Origin of the sequence: Pseudomonas sp. 3-2 (assembly GCF_019710535.1) — a bacterium.
Taxonomy (GTDB): Bacteria; Pseudomonadota; Gammaproteobacteria; order Pseudomonadales; family Pseudomonadaceae; genus Aquipseudomonas; species Aquipseudomonas pharyngis.
Map to the genome: position 1 here is coordinate 3,828,292 of NZ_CP081200.1, position 15,146 is coordinate 3,843,437.

At 62.1% G+C, this 15,146-nt stretch carries 14 protein-coding genes; 10 read left to right on the forward strand and 4 right to left on the reverse strand.

The window, feature by feature from the left end:
- Nucleotides 1–126 precede the first annotated feature (126 nt).
- The 7 genes from K3819_RS17095 to K3819_RS17125 all read left to right on the forward strand — a co-directional run bounded on the left by K3819_RS17095 (nt 127) and on the right by K3819_RS17125 (nt 7,265).
- Entirely contained in the window at nt 127–945 is an 819-nt protein-coding gene (locus K3819_RS17095) for an alpha/beta fold hydrolase (protein WP_064597308.1), read from the forward strand.
- Nucleotides 946–1,205: 260 nt separating this feature from the next.
- The gene (locus tag K3819_RS17100; RefSeq protein ID WP_221397542.1) at nt 1,206–2,513 is read left to right on the forward strand and encodes an NAD(P)/FAD-dependent oxidoreductase; all 1,308 of its coding nucleotides are present in this window, start codon (nt 1,206–1,208) and stop codon (nt 2,511–2,513) included.
- A gap of 59 nt (nt 2,514–2,572) precedes the next feature.
- Entirely contained in the window at nt 2,573–2,989 is a 417-nt protein-coding gene (locus tag K3819_RS17105) for a RidA family protein (RefSeq protein ID WP_007950460.1), read from the forward strand.
- A 26-nt stretch (nt 2,990–3,015) separates the two neighbouring features.
- Complete coding sequence (locus tag K3819_RS17110) at nt 3,016–3,693, forward strand: DUF1028 domain-containing protein (RefSeq protein WP_039766940.1); 678 nt, start codon at nt 3,016–3,018, stop codon at nt 3,691–3,693.
- A complete protein-coding gene (gene argE, locus K3819_RS17115; protein WP_221397543.1) occupies nt 3,690–4,838 on the forward strand; it encodes an acetylornithine deacetylase in 1,149 nt (382 codons plus the stop codon). Before K3819_RS17110 ends, argE begins: the two co-directional genes overlap by 4 nt.
- A 288-nt stretch (nt 4,839–5,126) precedes the next feature.
- A complete protein-coding gene (locus K3819_RS17120; RefSeq protein ID WP_039766943.1) occupies nt 5,127–6,542 on the forward strand; it encodes a cytosine permease in 1,416 nt (471 codons plus the stop codon).
- A 99-nt stretch (nt 6,543–6,641) separates the two neighbouring features.
- Nucleotides 6,642–7,265, forward strand: a complete 624-nt coding sequence (locus K3819_RS17125) for a glutathione S-transferase family protein (protein ID WP_221397544.1) — start codon at nt 6,642–6,644, stop codon at nt 7,263–7,265.
- A 6-nt stretch (nt 7,266–7,271) separates the two neighbouring features.
- Here the strand turns inward: K3819_RS17125 and K3819_RS17130 are convergent, their stop codons facing one another.
- Nucleotides 7,272–7,769 carry a helix-turn-helix domain-containing protein gene (locus tag K3819_RS17130; protein ID WP_085648408.1) on the reverse strand — a complete coding sequence of 166 codons (498 nt, stop codon included), beginning with the start codon at nt 7,767–7,769 and terminating at the stop codon, nt 7,272–7,274.
- A gap of 99 nt (nt 7,770–7,868) precedes the next feature.
- On the opposite strand from K3819_RS17130, the gene K3819_RS17135 reads away from it, so the two are divergent.
- On the forward strand, nt 7,869–8,507 hold the full coding sequence (locus tag K3819_RS17135) for an isochorismatase family cysteine hydrolase (RefSeq protein WP_221397545.1): 639 nt from the start codon (nt 7,869–7,871) through the stop codon (nt 8,505–8,507).
- Entirely contained in the window at nt 8,504–10,069 is a 1,566-nt protein-coding gene (locus K3819_RS17140) for an aldehyde dehydrogenase (NADP(+)) (protein ID WP_221397546.1), read from the forward strand. Before K3819_RS17135 ends, K3819_RS17140 begins: the two co-directional genes overlap by 4 nt.
- Nucleotides 10,070–10,157: 88 nt before the next feature.
- On the opposite strand, the gene ptrR is transcribed toward K3819_RS17140, so the two are convergent.
- Nucleotides 10,158–11,039, reverse strand: coding sequence for a putrescine utilization regulator PtrR (gene ptrR / locus K3819_RS17145; protein ID WP_039767672.1), 882 nt, complete (start codon nt 11,037–11,039; stop codon nt 10,158–10,160).
- A 103-nt stretch (nt 11,040–11,142) separates the two neighbouring features.
- Here ptrR and K3819_RS17150 point away from each other — a divergent pair, with 103 nt between their 5' ends.
- Nucleotides 11,143–12,534, forward strand: a complete 1,392-nt coding sequence (locus tag K3819_RS17150; RefSeq protein WP_221397547.1) for an aldehyde dehydrogenase family protein — start codon at nt 11,143–11,145, stop codon at nt 12,532–12,534.
- Between the two features lie 49 nt (nt 12,535–12,583).
- Here K3819_RS17150 and K3819_RS17155 read toward each other — a convergent pair whose 3' ends face one another.
- The gene (locus tag K3819_RS17155; protein ID WP_221397548.1) at nt 12,584–14,116 is read right to left on the reverse strand and encodes an MFS transporter; all 1,533 of its coding nucleotides are present in this window, start codon (nt 14,114–14,116) and stop codon (nt 12,584–12,586) included.
- A 76-nt stretch (nt 14,117–14,192) separates the two neighbouring features.
- Nucleotides 14,193–15,023: an oxidoreductase gene (locus K3819_RS17160; protein ID WP_221397549.1), complete on the reverse strand. Its 831-nt coding sequence runs from the start codon at nt 15,021–15,023 to the stop codon at nt 14,193–14,195.
- Nucleotides 15,024–15,146 lie beyond the last annotated feature (123 nt).

The window sequence follows — 15,146 nt, forward strand, 5'->3', positions numbered from 1 at the left end:
CCGCAGGCGTCTACGCTGATTGGCTGGCGAAACTTAGCACCTGCGTACAAGTAGACCAGACGCTTAACCGCGATAGTCAGCGATGCCATCCCGGCAACCACACACGCCCCGACATAAGGAGTTTTCATGAGCACCTTCACGACCCAAGACGGCACCGAGATCTATTTCAAGGACTGGGGCAGCGGCAAGCCCGTGCTGTTCAGCCACGGCTGGCCGCTGGACGCCGACATGTGGGAATACCAGATGGAATACCTGAGCAGTCGTGGCTATCGCACCATCGCCTTCGACCGTCGTGGATTCGGGCGCTCCGAGCAGCCTTGGACCGGCTACGACTACGACACCTTCGCCGATGACATCGCGCAGTTGATCGAGCACCTCGACCTGCGTGACGTGACCCTGGTCGGCTTCTCCATGGGCGGCGGCGATGTCAGCCGCTACATCGCGCGTCACGGCAGCGAGCGTGTCGCCGGGCTGGTGTTGCTGGGCGCGGTAACGCCGCTGTTCGGCAAGAAACCGGACTTCGCCGAGGGCGTCGACAAGTCGGTATTCGACGGGATCAAGGCGGGTCTTTTGAAGGATCGCGCGCAGTTCATCGCTGACTTCAACACGCCGTTCTATGGCCTCGATAAAGGTCAGAAAGTTTCGGACGGCGTGCTGACACAAACCCTGAATATTGCGCTGCTGGCCTCGCTAAAAGGCACCGTGGATTGCGTCACTGCGTTCTCGGAAACCGACTTCCGCCCTGACATGGCGAAAATCGATGTACCGACCCTGGTAATCCATGGTGACGGCGACGTCATCGTGCCGTTCGAAACCACCGGCAAACGCGCCGCCGAGCAAATCAAGGGTGCCGAGCTGAAGGTTTATGCCGGTGCGCCGCACGGGTTTGCCGTGACCCATGCGCAGGCACTGAACGAAGACCTGCTGGCGTTCCTCAATCGTTGAGTTCGATGTAAATCAAGCGCCAACTGAAAAGGGCCGTCGACACACCTGTCGACGGCCCTTTTTTTCGTTGTCCCGGATTCCGGTGCCAGGGCGAAGCCCTTTGTTTACGGGGCTTTCAGGCCTCTGCATCACGTTTTTATCTTCACATGCCAGCTTAATAATATTTTACCGATAACCACCCCCTCCCTAGTCTGATCCCAAGCACAGAGAACAGGTCGACAGCGACCTGAATCCAACGGCCTCGTGAGAAGGGATCAGAGATGACCACTGAAATAATAAAAACAGACACGCTTGTTGTCGGCGCCGGTCAAGCGGGTGTGGCCATGAGTGAACACCTGAGCAAACTCGGTGTGCCCCACTTGGTGCTGGAGCGCAGCCGAATTGCCGAACGCTGGCGCACCGGGCGCTGGGACTCGCTGGTGGCCAACGGTCCGGCGTGGCACGACCGGTTTCCGGGGATGGAATTCGATGATGTCGATCCGGACGGTTTCGCCCACAAGGAACGTGTCGCCGATTACTTCGAAGCCTATGCGAAGAAATTCAACGCGCCGATCCGCACCGGCGTCGATGTGAAAAGCGTGGTGCGCAATGTCGGGCGTCCGGGCTTCACTGTCGAGACCTCGGAGGGCGTGATCGAAGCGGCCCGTGTCGTCGCCGCCACCGGCCCGTTCCAGCGTCCGGTGATCCCGGCGATTGCGCCGAAAGATGAGCGTCTGCTGCAGATTCACTCGGCCGACTATCGCAACCCGCAACAACTGCCGGCCGGCGCGGTGCTGGTGGTCGGCGCCGGCTCGTCGGGCGTGCAGATCGCCGACGAATTGCAGCGCTCTGGCAAGCAGGTTTACCTCTCGGTCGGCGCCCATGACCGCCCTCCTCGCGCTTACCGCAACCGTGATTTCTGCTGGTGGCTGGGCGTGCTCGGCGAATGGGATCAAGCCGCGATGAAACCCGGCCGCGAGCACGTGACCATCGCCGTCAGCGGCGCCCACGGTGGCCGCACCATCGACTTCCGTGGCCTGGCCCATCGCGGCATGACCCTGGTTGGCGTCACCGAATCGTTCAGCGACGGCGTGGTGACCTTCAAACAGGATCTGCGCGACAACCTCAAACGTGGCGACGAGAACTACCTCGCGCTGCTGGATGCCGCCGACGCCTACATCGAACGCAACGGCCTCGACCTGCCGCTGGAACCGGAAGCCCGCGAAACTTATCCGGATCCTGAATGCGTGAAAAACCCGCTGACCGATCTCGATCTGGCCGCCGCCGGTATCACCTCGATCATCTGGGCCACCGGGTTTGCCGTGGACTATTCCTGGCTGAAAGTCGCCGCTTTCGACGACAACGGCAAGCCGCAACATCAGCGCGGTGTGTCCAGCGAATCGGGCGTGTATTTCCTCGGTTTGCCGTGGCAGTCGCGGCGCGGGTCGTCGTTCATCTGGGGCGTTTGGCACGACGCCAAGCACGTGGCTGATCACATCGCCACCCAGCGCAAATACCTGGCTTATCGCGATGCTGAACAACGCGAAGCCGCGCTGCACAACAACGTTGTCGACACCGTCGACGCTTGATTTCCCTCTTCAGTACCGGCGCCTGTCGCGCCGGGTTCGAATTCGTCAGGAGCCTCACAATGAGTCAGCCAACCCATACCCGCATTCGTATGTTCAACACCAAGGATACTTACCCGAACCAGACCCTGGACAACGACCTGTGCCAGGCTGTGCGCGCCGGCAACACCGTGTATGTGCGTGGTCAGGTCGGGACCAATTTCGATGGCGAACTGGTCGGCCTCGGCGACCCGCGCGCGCAGACCGAACAGGCGATGCGCAACGTCAAGCAATTGCTCGAAGAGGCCGGCAGCGACCTGAGCCATATCGTCAAGACCACCACTTACCTGATCGACCCGCGCTACCGCGAGCCGGTGTATCAGGAAGTCGGCAAATGGCTGAAAGGCGTGTTCCCGATCTCCACCGGGCTGGTGGTGTCGGCCTTGGGTCAGCCGCAATGGCTGATGGAGATTGATGTGGTTGCGGTGATCCCCGAGTAATTCGACTTTAGCGAAGGAGGCCACACATGACATTTTCCATCGCCGCCCGTTGCCCCGAAACCGGTCAGTTCGGCATCGCCATCAGCTCCTCCAGCATCGCCGTCGGCGCCCGCTGCCCGTGGCTGTTGCCGGGGGTTGGCGCGGTGTCGAGCCAGAACATCACCCTGCCATCGCTCGGCCCGGAAGTGCTTGCCCTGATGGAACAAGGCCTGGCGCCCGAGGCGGCGCTGGACAAGGTGCTGACCCGCAACGGCTACAGCCAGTACCGGCAGATCACGGCCATCAACCACCTCGGCCAGACCGCGCATTTCAGCGGCGCGCAGACCCTCGGCGTGCACAACGCCGTGTCGGGCGAGCAATGCGTGGCGGCGGGCAACATGCTCGCCGGGCGCTCGGTGATCGAAGCCATGGTCAGCGCGTTCGAAGAAGGCGAAGGTCAATTGGCCGATCGCCTGATCAAAGCCTTGCACGCCGCCCAGGCCTTGGGCGGTGAAGCGGGCCCGGTGCATTCGGCGGCCGTGGTCGTGGTCGGCGAGTTGACCTGGCCCATCGTCAACCTGCGGGTGGACTGGGCCGATGAAGACCCGATCGGTCAATTGCAGAAACTGTGGGACGCCTATCGCCCGCAGTTGCAGGACTACATCGACCGCGCCCTGGATCCGGCCAAGGCGCCGGGCTACGGGGTTGCCGGAGACGACCGATGAGCGACAGCGTCGCGTTGCTCAAGACGCTGGTGGGGTTCGACACCACCAGCCGCGAGTCCAACCTGCAATTCATCGACTTCGTGCGCAGCTACCTCGAAGGTTTCGATGTGCCGTGCGAGCTGATCTACAACGATGAGCGCAGCAAGGCCAATCTGTTTGCCACGATCGGCCCGGCCGATCAGCCGGGCATCGTGCTGTCGGGGCACACCGATGTGGTGCCGGTCGATGGCCAGCCGTGGACGCTGCCGCCGTTCGAACTGAGCGAGCGCGACGGCAAGCTTTACGGTCGCGGCACGGCGGACATGAAGGGCTACATCGCCTGCGTGCTGGCGCTGGTGCCGTCGTTGATCGAAGCACCGTTGCGCCTGCCGGTGCACTTTGCCCTGTCGTACGACGAAGAAGTCGGCTGCCTCGGTGTGCGCTCGCTGCTCAAGGTGCTGGAGCAACGTCCGGTCAAACCGCTGCTGTGCATCATCGGCGAGCCGACCGAACTCAAACCGGTGCTCGGGCACAAGGGCAAACTGGCGATGCGCTGTGATGTCCAGGGTCACGCCTGTCATTCGGCCTACGCGCCGCTCGGAGTCAACGCCATCGAATGCGCCGCCGAGCTGATCGGCGAGCTGGGACGCATCGGTCGACAGCTCAAGGATGAACACCTCGACCCGCGTTTCGACCCGCCGTACTCCACGGTGCAAACCGGCGTGATCAGCGGTGGCAAGGCGTTGAACATCGTCCCCGCCGATTGCCGTTTCGACTTCGAAATCCGTGCCCTGCCCTCGCAGGATCCGGCGTTGGTCGCGCAGCAACTCAAGGCCTACGCCGAACAGCAAATGCTGCCGCGCATGCGAACCGTCAGCGAGCATAGCGATATCCGTTTCAGCGAATTGTCGGCCTATCCGGGGCTCGCAACCGATGCCAGGAGCCAGGCTGCGGAACTGATCGCCACGTTCTGCGGCTCGGACGATTTCGGCACCGTGGCCTTTGGCACCGAAGGCGGATTGTTCGACGCGGCGGGGATTCCCACGGTGGTGTGCGGCCCCGGCAGCATGGATCAGGGCCACAAGCCGGACGAGTTCGTCAGCGTCGATCAGCTCACGGCCTGCGATGCGATGCTGCAACGGATGCTAGTGGCGATTCGTCTTTGAAAAAACGCCTGGCTGCTGGATTGAAATCCGCAGCCAAGCCGCCGGCTCACCGACAGACAGCTGCTCCGATGGAGGTCAGCTGCGTTGTCGTTCACCGGGCTGAAACGCCCGCAACAGAGCGTTTTCAACTGACCGGAGAGCCTCTTTTTTTTAACGCCTGAAGCAACAAAACTACTAATTTATCTCTGCCCTTTCCTTGCCCATGATCAACCCCAACAAGAAATGCGCCGTCCGTGCCGGCGCTCATTGAAGTACGTCCACGTACTCGTCCTTGCCTTGGAGTTCGTCATGACCACCTCTGCATCAACGTCTGCACCGCTCATTGAAAAACACACGATCGGCTACGTGCCGCCCGAAGATCGCCACGGAAAGGTTCGGGATCTGTTCACCCTCTGGTTCGGCGGCAACATCGCGCCGCTGCCCATCGTCACCGGCGCTCTCGGCGTGCAACTGTTTCACCTGAATCTGGTGTGGGGCATCGTCGCCATTCTGGTCGGCCATCTGGTCGGCGGTGTGCTGATGGCGCTGCACTCGGCGCAAGGCCCGCAGATGGGCATCCCGCAGATGATCCAGAGCCGTGCGCAGTTCGGCTCCCTCGGCGCGCTGCTGGTGGTGTTGATTGCCGGCGTCATGTACATCGGCTTCTTCGCCTCCAACATCGTGCTGGCCGGCAAGTCCCTGCATGGCGTGGTCGACAGCGTTCCGGTGCCGGTCGGCATCGTCATCGGTGCGCTGGGCTCGGGGATCATCGGCATCATCGGCTACCGCTTCATCCACGTGCTCAACCGCATTGGCACCTGGGTGCTGGGGATCGGCATCGTGGTCGGCTTCGGCTACATCCTCACCCACATCCAGACCGATGATTTCCTCACGCGCGGCAGCTTCAACCTCTCGGGCTGGCTGGCAACGGTGTCGCTGGCGGCGCTGTGGCAGATCGCGTTTGCGCCTTACGTGTCGGACTACTCGCGTTACCTGCCGGCGAACGTGCCGGTGGCGGCGACCTTCTGGACGACCTATCTGGGATCGGCGCTGGGCTCCAGTCTGTCGTTCGTGTTCGGCGCCGTCGCCGTGCTGGCAACCCCGGTGGGCATGGACACCATGGACGCGGTGAAACTCGCCACCGGCGCCATCGGCCCGCTGATGCTGGTGCTGTTTCTGCTCAGCGTCATCAGCCACAACGCCCTCAACCTGTACGGCGCGGTGCTGTCGCTGATCACGCTGGTGCAGACCTTTGCCTACCGCTGGATTCCAACTGCCAAGAGCCGCGCAGTGATTTCGATCATCGTGCTGCTGGCCTGCTGTTTCGCTGCGGTCGGCGCCTCGGCGGACTTCATCGGCCACTTCGTCGACATGGTGCTGGTGTTGTTGGTCGTACTGGTGCCGTGGACCGCGATCAACCTGATCGACTTCTACGCCATCCACAAAGGCCAGTACGACATCGGCTCGATCTTCCAGGTCGATGGCGGCATTTACGGCCGTTACAACCCGCAGGCCCTGCTGGCCTATGCGATCGGCATTGCGGTGCAGATTCCATTCATGAACACGCCGCTATACGTCGGGCCGGTGTCGGCGCACATCAACGGCGCGGACCTGTCGTGGCTGGTTGGCTTGCTGGTGACTTCGCCGCTGTATTTCTGGCTGGCGACCCGTGACAGTGCTTATCGTCGGCGGCTGACCTCCGGGAAACTGGCGGGCAGTCTCTGAGATTGACTCGATGCACCAACAAGGCCCGCCGTTCGCGGGCCTTCTGCTTTGCGTTGTGCTATTTCTTTACGCCCGACGACAACCGGAGATGGAAATCCAATGCTGCGAATTCTGGGCAAAGCCTCATCGATCAATGTGCGCAAAGTGCTGTGGACCTGTGCTGAACTGAATCTTCCCTTCGAACGCGAAGACTGGGGCTCAGGTTTTCAATCAACGTTGACGCCGCAGTTTCTCGCACTCAATCCCTGCGCGATGGTGCCGGTGATTCAGGACGATGACTTCACGCTGTGGGAATCGAACTCGATCATTCGCTACCTGGCGTCGCGCTACGGCGGCGAGCAACTTTACCCGAGCGAGGCGCGTGCCCGCGCACGGGTGGATCAATGGATCGACTGGCAGGCTTCGGAGCTGAACAAGTCGTGGTCGTACGCGTTCCTTTCGCTGGTGCGCAAGTCACCCGCGCATCAGGACAGCGTTGCTCTTGCGGCCGGTTGCCGGGAGTGGGCAAGGCACATGGAGATCCTCGACCGGCAGCTGCAAAAAACCGGCGCCTATGTCAGCGGCGAGCAGTTTTCCCTCGCCGACATCCCGATCGGCCTGTCGGTCAATCGCTGGTTCGAGACGCCGCAGGAGCATCCGCACCTGCCCGCAGTGAGCGCTTATTACGAACGCCTGAGCCAACACCCCGCTTACCGATTGCACGGACGAAATGGCACGCCGTGATTTCAGTCATTTGTTTTTGAACGCCTCACGCCGCGCCTGTCGTTCCGCGGCGTACGCCTCTTGCGGCTGGCTGATCAAATCCTCACGGCGCAACACTTCACCGCAGTGATCGCACATCGGTCCGAGGCCGGCGCTGTGGTTGCAGTTCTTGTGGGTCATGTTCACCGCCAGCCCTTCCTCCGGCGATTTGCACCAGGTCTCGCCCCAGGCGCGCAGCGCGATCACCACCGGGTAAAACGCCTCACCCTTTGCGGTGAGGTGGTACTCGTAGCGTTTCGGCCGCTCGTTGTACAAGCGGCGCTCGACCAGTCCGTCCGCCTCCAGGCTTTTCAGACGGGCGGCGACCATCTGCGGCGTGCCGCCGGTCTGCGCCAGGATCTCGTCATAGCGATGGCTGCCCATGAACAATTCGCGCAAAACCAGCACCGTCCAGCGGTCGCCGACGATCGCCTCGGCCCGGGAAATCGGGCACAGGGTCTCAGGAAGACTATCGTTTACAGCCATCAGGGCTTGCCTCTTACACAGTTACTATGATTATCATATCAACACGATGCGGGAACAAGCCCTGAGCATCGATCACTCTCATTGCCGGAGTACATCGTCATGTCGAAACCTCTCTATCCGCTCGACAGAACCGCCTACCTGCTGGTCGATCCGTACAACGATTTTCTCTCCGAGGGCGGCAAGATCTTTCCGCTGCTCAAACCGATGGCCGAGCAGAACGGACTGCTCGACAACCTGCGCAAACTCGATCATGCCGTGCGGGCCCTGCCGATTCCGGTGGTCATCGTACCGCATCATCGCTGGGTCAAAGGCGACTACGAGAACTGGGATCACCCAACCCCGACCCAACAAAAGATCATGCACATGCACCACTTTGCGCGCGGCGAATGGGGCGGTGAATGGCACCCGGATTTCGCACCGAAGGACGGCGACATCGTGGTTCAGGAACACTGGGGCTCCAGCGGTTTCGCCAACACCGACCTGGATTTTCGCCTGAAACAGCAAGGCATCACCCACGTGATCATCGTCGGCCTGCTGGCCAACACCTGCATCGAAGCCACCGCCCGTTACGCGTCGGAACTCGGCTATCACGTCACGCTGGTGCGCGATGCGACCGCCGCGTTTAAAGAGGAAATGATGCACGCCGCCCACGAACTCAACGGCCCGACCTTCGCTCATGTCATCACCACCACGGACGAACTGATCGCCACTCTTCAGTCGCAAGGTGAAGCGAAATGAGTCTGACTGGCCACCTGCTGGTCGGCGCCGCTGACGTCCCCGCTACCGAGGGCACGATGAAGGCGCTGAATCCGGCAACCAACACGCTGATCGAGCCGGAATTCGCCTTCGGTGGCAAGGCCCAGGTCGATCAGGCGGCTACCCTCGCCGACGCGGCATTCGACACCTACAGCCACACCTCGCTGGCAGAACGTGCGGCGTTTCTCGAAAGCATCGCCGACAACCTCGACGCCGTCCGTGAGGAACTGGCCGCCCGCGCTGCCCTGGAAACCGGTCTGCCTCAGGCTCAACTGGAAGGCGAAGCCACCAAAGCTGCGACCCAGTTTCGCCAGTTCGCCGAGGTGGTGCGCAAGGGGCGCTTCCTGCAGCTGGCAATCGACCCGGCACAGCCGGAGCGTCAGCCACGACCCCGAATGGATCATCGCCTGCAGAAAGTCGCCATCGGCCCGGTGGCAATCTTCGGTGCGAGCAATTTTCCGATCTCCTATTCGGTGGCCGGCGGCGACACTGCGTCGGCACTCGCGGCCGGGGCGACGGTGATTCTCAAGGCACATAACGCGCATCCCGGTGCATCGGAAATTCAGGCGCGCGCCATCCGCAAAGCGGTGCAGTCGCATGGCTTGCATGAAGGCGTTTTCTCCATGGTGCGCGGTGGTGGTAACGCCATCGGTGAAGCGCTGGTCGATCATCCTTTGATTAAAGCGGTGACCTTCACCGGTTCAGAGGTGGGCGGCATGGCGCTTTATCGCCGCGCTCAATTGCGGCCTGATCCGATCCCGGTGTTTACCGAAATGACCAGCGTCAACCCGACCTTCATTTTGCCCACAGCGCTGACCGCGCGCGGCGGTGAGATCGGCGATGGCTTTGTCGAGCGGATGCTGGTTAATGTCGGCCAAGCCTGCCTGTGTCCATCGATCCTGATCGCGGTCGAGGGCGAAGGTCTGCAAGCGTTGCGCAGCGCGATGATCAAGCGAGTCAGCGAAGCGCCGGCGCGCACGATGCTGACGCCGGGGATTCACGGTTCATACGTCAAGGGGCTGGTGGCAATGGAAAGCGTGGGGGCGAATCTGGTGGCGGTTGGCGCGCCGACGGATGGCCCGTTTGAAGGCCGCTCGGCGTTGCTGGAAGTCAGTGGCCAGCACTTTCTCAACGAACCCGCACTGGCCCATGAAGTGTTCGGCCCGGCTGCACTGCTGGTGACGGTCAGCGATGAGGAAGAACTGCTGGCACTTGCCCGTTCGTTCAAGGGCCAACTGAGCGCAGCCATTCACCTTGAAGACCGCGATCTGGATCTGGCCCGGCGTCTGCTGCCGATCCTCGAGCGCCGCACCGGACGCATCGTGGTCAACGCCTTCGCCCACCCGCAGGAAGTGACCTTCGCCACCGTACACGGCGGCCCATTCCCGGCTACCTCGGACAGCCGCTTCACCTCGGTCGGCATGACCTCGATCGAACGCTTTTTGCGGCCGGTGGCGTATCAGGGGTTTCCGGATGCGTTGTTGCCGGAGGTGTTGCGCGACGCCAATCCACTCAACCTGCCCCGCAGCATCGACGGCCAATAAAAAATGCCCGGTTCGGCGGATCACCGAACCGGGCACGCTTTTCAATCAAATGAGCAGGTCTTCATGGAGAAGACCCGAACCCAGAGCGTCAATTCTCTTCTGCACGCACCACACCGCGCTCCTCCAGCAAACGCACAAACATACTCAGACTGCGCGAAACCGTGCCCCGTCGCCACACCAGCCACGTCGTCAAATAGCGGAAATCCGCCGCCAGCGGCCATACGCTGACCGTCGCGCAGCCGGGCATGCTTTGCAGCATGCTGCGCGGCATCAAAGCCAGGCCGGCACCCGCACTGACGCAGGCGAGCATGCCGTGGTAGGACTCCATTTCGAAAATCTTGCCGGGCACCGCAGCGTCGGTGCTGAACCATTTTTCGAAGTGATGGCGATAGGAGCAGTTCGAGCGAAATGCATAGATGTTCTCGCCATTCACGTCCGCCGCGCGCTGGATCGGCCCGTGGTGAAGCGGCGAGATGATGACCATTTCCTCTTCGAACGCCGGAATGCCCTCCAGCGCCGGGTGCAAAACCGGGCCGTCGACGAACGCGGCCGCCAGGCGCCCCGAAAGCACACCGTCGATCATCGTCCCGGAAGGACCGGTCGACAGGTCCAGATCGACCTTCGGATGTTGCTGGTTGTAGGTCGCCAGCAAACCGGGAATGCGCACCGCCGCCGTACTTTCCAGCGAGCCCAGCGGGAACGCGCCTTGCGGTTCCTCGCCGGCCACCGTGGCGCGGGCTTCCTGTACCAGGTCGAGAATGCGCCGCGCGTACTCGAGAAAACTCCAGCCCGCCGGCGACAGGCGCAAACGGCTTTTCTCGCGGATGAACAGGTCGACGCCCAGGTCCTCCTCCAACTGCTTGATGCGCGTCGTCAGGTTCGACGGCACGCGATGGATCTGCGCCGCCGCCGCACTGATGCTGCCGTGCTCGGCAACGGCCTTGAAGATTTCCAGTTGCACCAGATCCATCATCATTCTCCAATCGTGAAAGAAACGCTCTTTATTATTCAGTTTCCAGAAATCAAACGCCACCCTACTCTGAGCGCATCCACTGACCTCGCAGGACGACGCCATGAGCCCGATTTCCAGCCAGACCCACGCCATCTCGATCAATCCCGCCACCGGCGAGCAGATCGGTCACTACGCTTTCGAATCAGCCGAAGCCCTCGATGCTGCGCTGACCCGCGCCGCGTTCGGCTTCAACAAGTGGAAACGCAAACCGCTGCAGGATCGCTCCCTCGCCCTGACTGCGCTGGCCGGTGCTCTGCGTGACAGCAGCGAAGCCATGGCGACCATGATCACCCGGGAAATGGGCAAGCCGATCGCCCAGGCCCGTGGCGAAATCGAGAAATGCGCCAAGCTCTGCGAGTGGTACGCCGAACACGGCCCGGCCATGCTCAACGCCGAAGCGACCCTGGTCGAGGGCGGCAAGGCACGTATCGAGTACCGTCCGCTCGGCCCGATTCTCGCCGTGATGCCGTGGAACTTCCCGATCTGGCAAGTGCTGCGCGGCGCCGTCCCGGCGCTGATCGCCGGCAACACCTACGTGCTCAAGCATGCGCCGAACGTGATGGGCAGCGCCTATCTGTTGCGCGACGCCTTCACCCGCGCCGGTTTTGCCGATGGCGTGTTCGAAGTGATCAACGTCACCCCGGAAGGCGTTTCGACCGCCATTGCCGATTCGCGCATTGCCGCCGTAACGCTGACCGGCAGCGTCCGCGCCGGCATGGCCATCGGTGCACAGGCCGGTGCGGCGCTGAAGAAATGCGTACTGGAACTGGGCGGTTCCGATCCGTTTATCGTGCTCAATGACGCCGATATCGACGAAGCCGTGCAAGCGGCGGTGATCGGTCGTTACCAGAACTCAGGGCAAGTTTGCGCCGCCGCCAAACGCCTGATCATCGAAGAAGGCGTGGTCGAAGAATTCACCCGCAAATTCGTCGAAGCCACCCGTAAGTTGAAGATGGGCGATCCATTGTCCGCCGACAACTACATCGGCCCGATGGCCCGTTTCGACCTGCGCGACGAACTCGATCAACAAGTGCGCGACACCCTGGAAGAAGGCGCCACCCTGCTGCTCGGCGGCGGCAAAGTAGAGGGTTCGGGTAACTACTACGAGCCGACCGTGCTGGCCGACGTCACCGACCGCATGACTTCGTTCAAACAGGAACTGTTCGGCCCGGTGGCCTCGATCATCACCGCCCGGGACTGCGCCCATGCCGTGGCCCTGGCCAACGACAGCGAGTTCGGCCTGACCGCCACGATCTACACCGCCAACGTCGCCCTGGCCCAGCAACTGACCAGCGAACTGGAAACCGGCGGCGTGTTCATCAACGGTTACTCCGCCAGCGACCCGCGCGTGACCTTCGGCGGCGTGAAGAAAAGCGGTTTCGGCCGCGAGCTGTCGCACTTCGGCGTGCGCGAGTTCTGCAATGCGCAGACGGTGTGGCTGGATCGCCGTTGATCCAATGAAAGAAAGCCCGGAAGCGTTTTGCGCTTCCAGGCTTTTTCATTTATGCCGCAGCCTGTTGGGGTTCCGACACCGTCCGATCTTTGCTTAATAGCCCCAGCACCACAGCCGCCGACACCAGGGTGATGATCGTCAGGATGTGCAGCAGATACTGGAACGCCGAGGCGTAACCCTGCACCAGCCGTTCGTTAGCCAACCCCGGAACTGTGTTGATCGCATGGGCAATGTCACCGGTGGTTACCCGGTGCGCGGTCTGCGCAATCAGCGCGGCGTCTGCACCGCTGGCCACTGACTGCAGATCGGTATGCAGCAGCGAGGCAAGAATCGCCGCCACGCTCGCCAGTGCAATCCCTTCACCCGCCACCCGTACCGTGTTGAAAATCCCTGCCGCCATTCCGGCGCGCTCTTTCGGCACCACGCTGACCGACAGTCCATCCATCAAGCCCCACGGCAGACCCGCGCCGATCCCGATCAACACCATCGGCACCACCAGCGCGAATTTCGGCTCGCCGACGTTGTACAGGCTCAGCCAGTGCAGCCCCACGGCGGCAATCAGGAAGCCCACGCCCGACAGGATGCCGGCAGAGACAAACCGTGTCATGGACGCCGCCAGCATCGGCACCACCAGCATCGGCGCTGACAGCGCCAGCAACAGCAGACCGGCATCGATTTCACTCAAGCCTTCGACGCCGATAAACCGCAGCGGCAGCATGACCACCAGCACGATGTAGCAATAGCAGGTGCCGATCGGCAGCATCTGCACGCCGACGAAGCGCGGAAAGCGGAACAGCGTCAGATCGAGCATTGGACGTTTGACGCGCATTTCGATGAAGACGAACAGCGCCAGCAACAACGCCGAAGCACCCAACAGACCGACCACTAACGGACTGCCCCAACCGCTTTCGGGCGCCTGGATCACACCGAACGTGAACAGCGCCAGCATCGAGCTGAACGTCACGGTACCCGGCCAGTCGAGACCGCTGGCGTCGGGGTCGCGGGTTTCACGCATGCGCGGCAGGCCGAAGACCATCGCGATCACACCAATCAGCGCGGTGAACACAAAGATCGCGCGCCAGTTGAACGCCTTGATCAACGCTCCGGCCACCAACGGGCCGAACGCGAGACCGATACCAAACGTGGTGCCGAGCATGCTGTACGCACGGGTGCGCGCATGACCTTCGAACTCCTGCGCCAACGCCGCCGAACCGCTGGCCAGCGCCGCCGCACCGGCCACGCCCTGAATCGCCCGAAGCACATCCAGCCAGAACACCGAAGGCGCCAGGCTCTGGGCAATCGACGCTGCGGTGAACAACAGCATGCCGGCGGTGAACAGGCACTTGCGTCCATAGACATCGGCCAACGCCCCCGCCGCCATCAGCAGACTGCCGAACGACAACATGAACGCATTGGTGATCCAGGTCAGCGCCACCGGGCTGCCGCCCAGGTCACGGCCAATGGCCGGCGTCGCCACCGCGCCACCGGTAAAACTTAACGGCAGGACCAGCGCCGACAGGCAAATGGCCGCGAGGATCAGCAGCTTGTCGCGCGCGCCAGTGTGTTGGGAGACGTTTGTCATGATTTCATCCAATGAAAAGAAAATCAGGCTGCGATCAATAGAGCGCAGCCTGCGATAGCTTCAACGAGGGGCTAGGTCAGTCCTTGAAATCCGTGGACAGCGCCAGCTCATTCCACTCGGCCAACTCCTGTGCCACCAAGCGGTTCTTCGCTTCGATCCGCGCAATCGTGTCGCTGCCCAGCGCCAGCCGCTGCGGCGGATTCGGTGCGTTGACCAGCGCCAGCATCGCTTCGGCAAACTTCAGCGGATCGCCCGGTTGCGAATGGTTGGCGGCTTCGGCAAAGGTGCGCATCTTGCCGACGGTTTCGTCGTAGTCCGGGAGTACCAGCGCGGTCTTGAGCAGCGACTGCTCGTCGAGGAAGTCGGTGCGGAAGAAGCCCGGTTCGACCACCGTGGCATGAATGCCCAGCGGCGCCAGTTCCTGATGCAACGCTTCGCTGATGCCTTCCACTGCGAACTTGGTCGAGCCGTAAACACCCCAGCCCACGTAGGCCTGATAACCGCCAATCGACGAGATGTTGATGACCCGTCCGCTGCGCTGGGCGCGCATATGTGGCAGCACGGCGCGGGTGACGTTCAGCAGGCCGAACACGTTGGTGGCGAACAGGCGCTCGGTTTCGCTGGCGCTGGTTTCTTCGACGGCGCCCAACACGCCAAAGCCGGCATTGTTGATCAGCACGTCGATGCGGCCGAAGCGCTTGATGCCCTGCGCCACCGCTTGATGGGCTTCCTCTTCACGGGTGACGTCCAGCCGCACCGCCAGCAGGTTCGGGTGATCGCCGAGGCGGTCGGTGATGTCTTGCGGGTTGCGGGCGGTGGCAATCACCGCGTCACCGGCACGCAGGGCCTGTTCGGCGATAAGGATGCCAAAACCACGGGAAGCTCCGGTAATCAGCCAGGTACGCATATCAACTCCTCCTGTCGGTGACCCTGGCGAGATTGCCGGGCCTTCTTGATGAGTTGAGTCGACTTTAAAGCCGTGCTACTGATGTGATAATCCCAGCAAATTTGCATGACTTTGTGAAAGGTG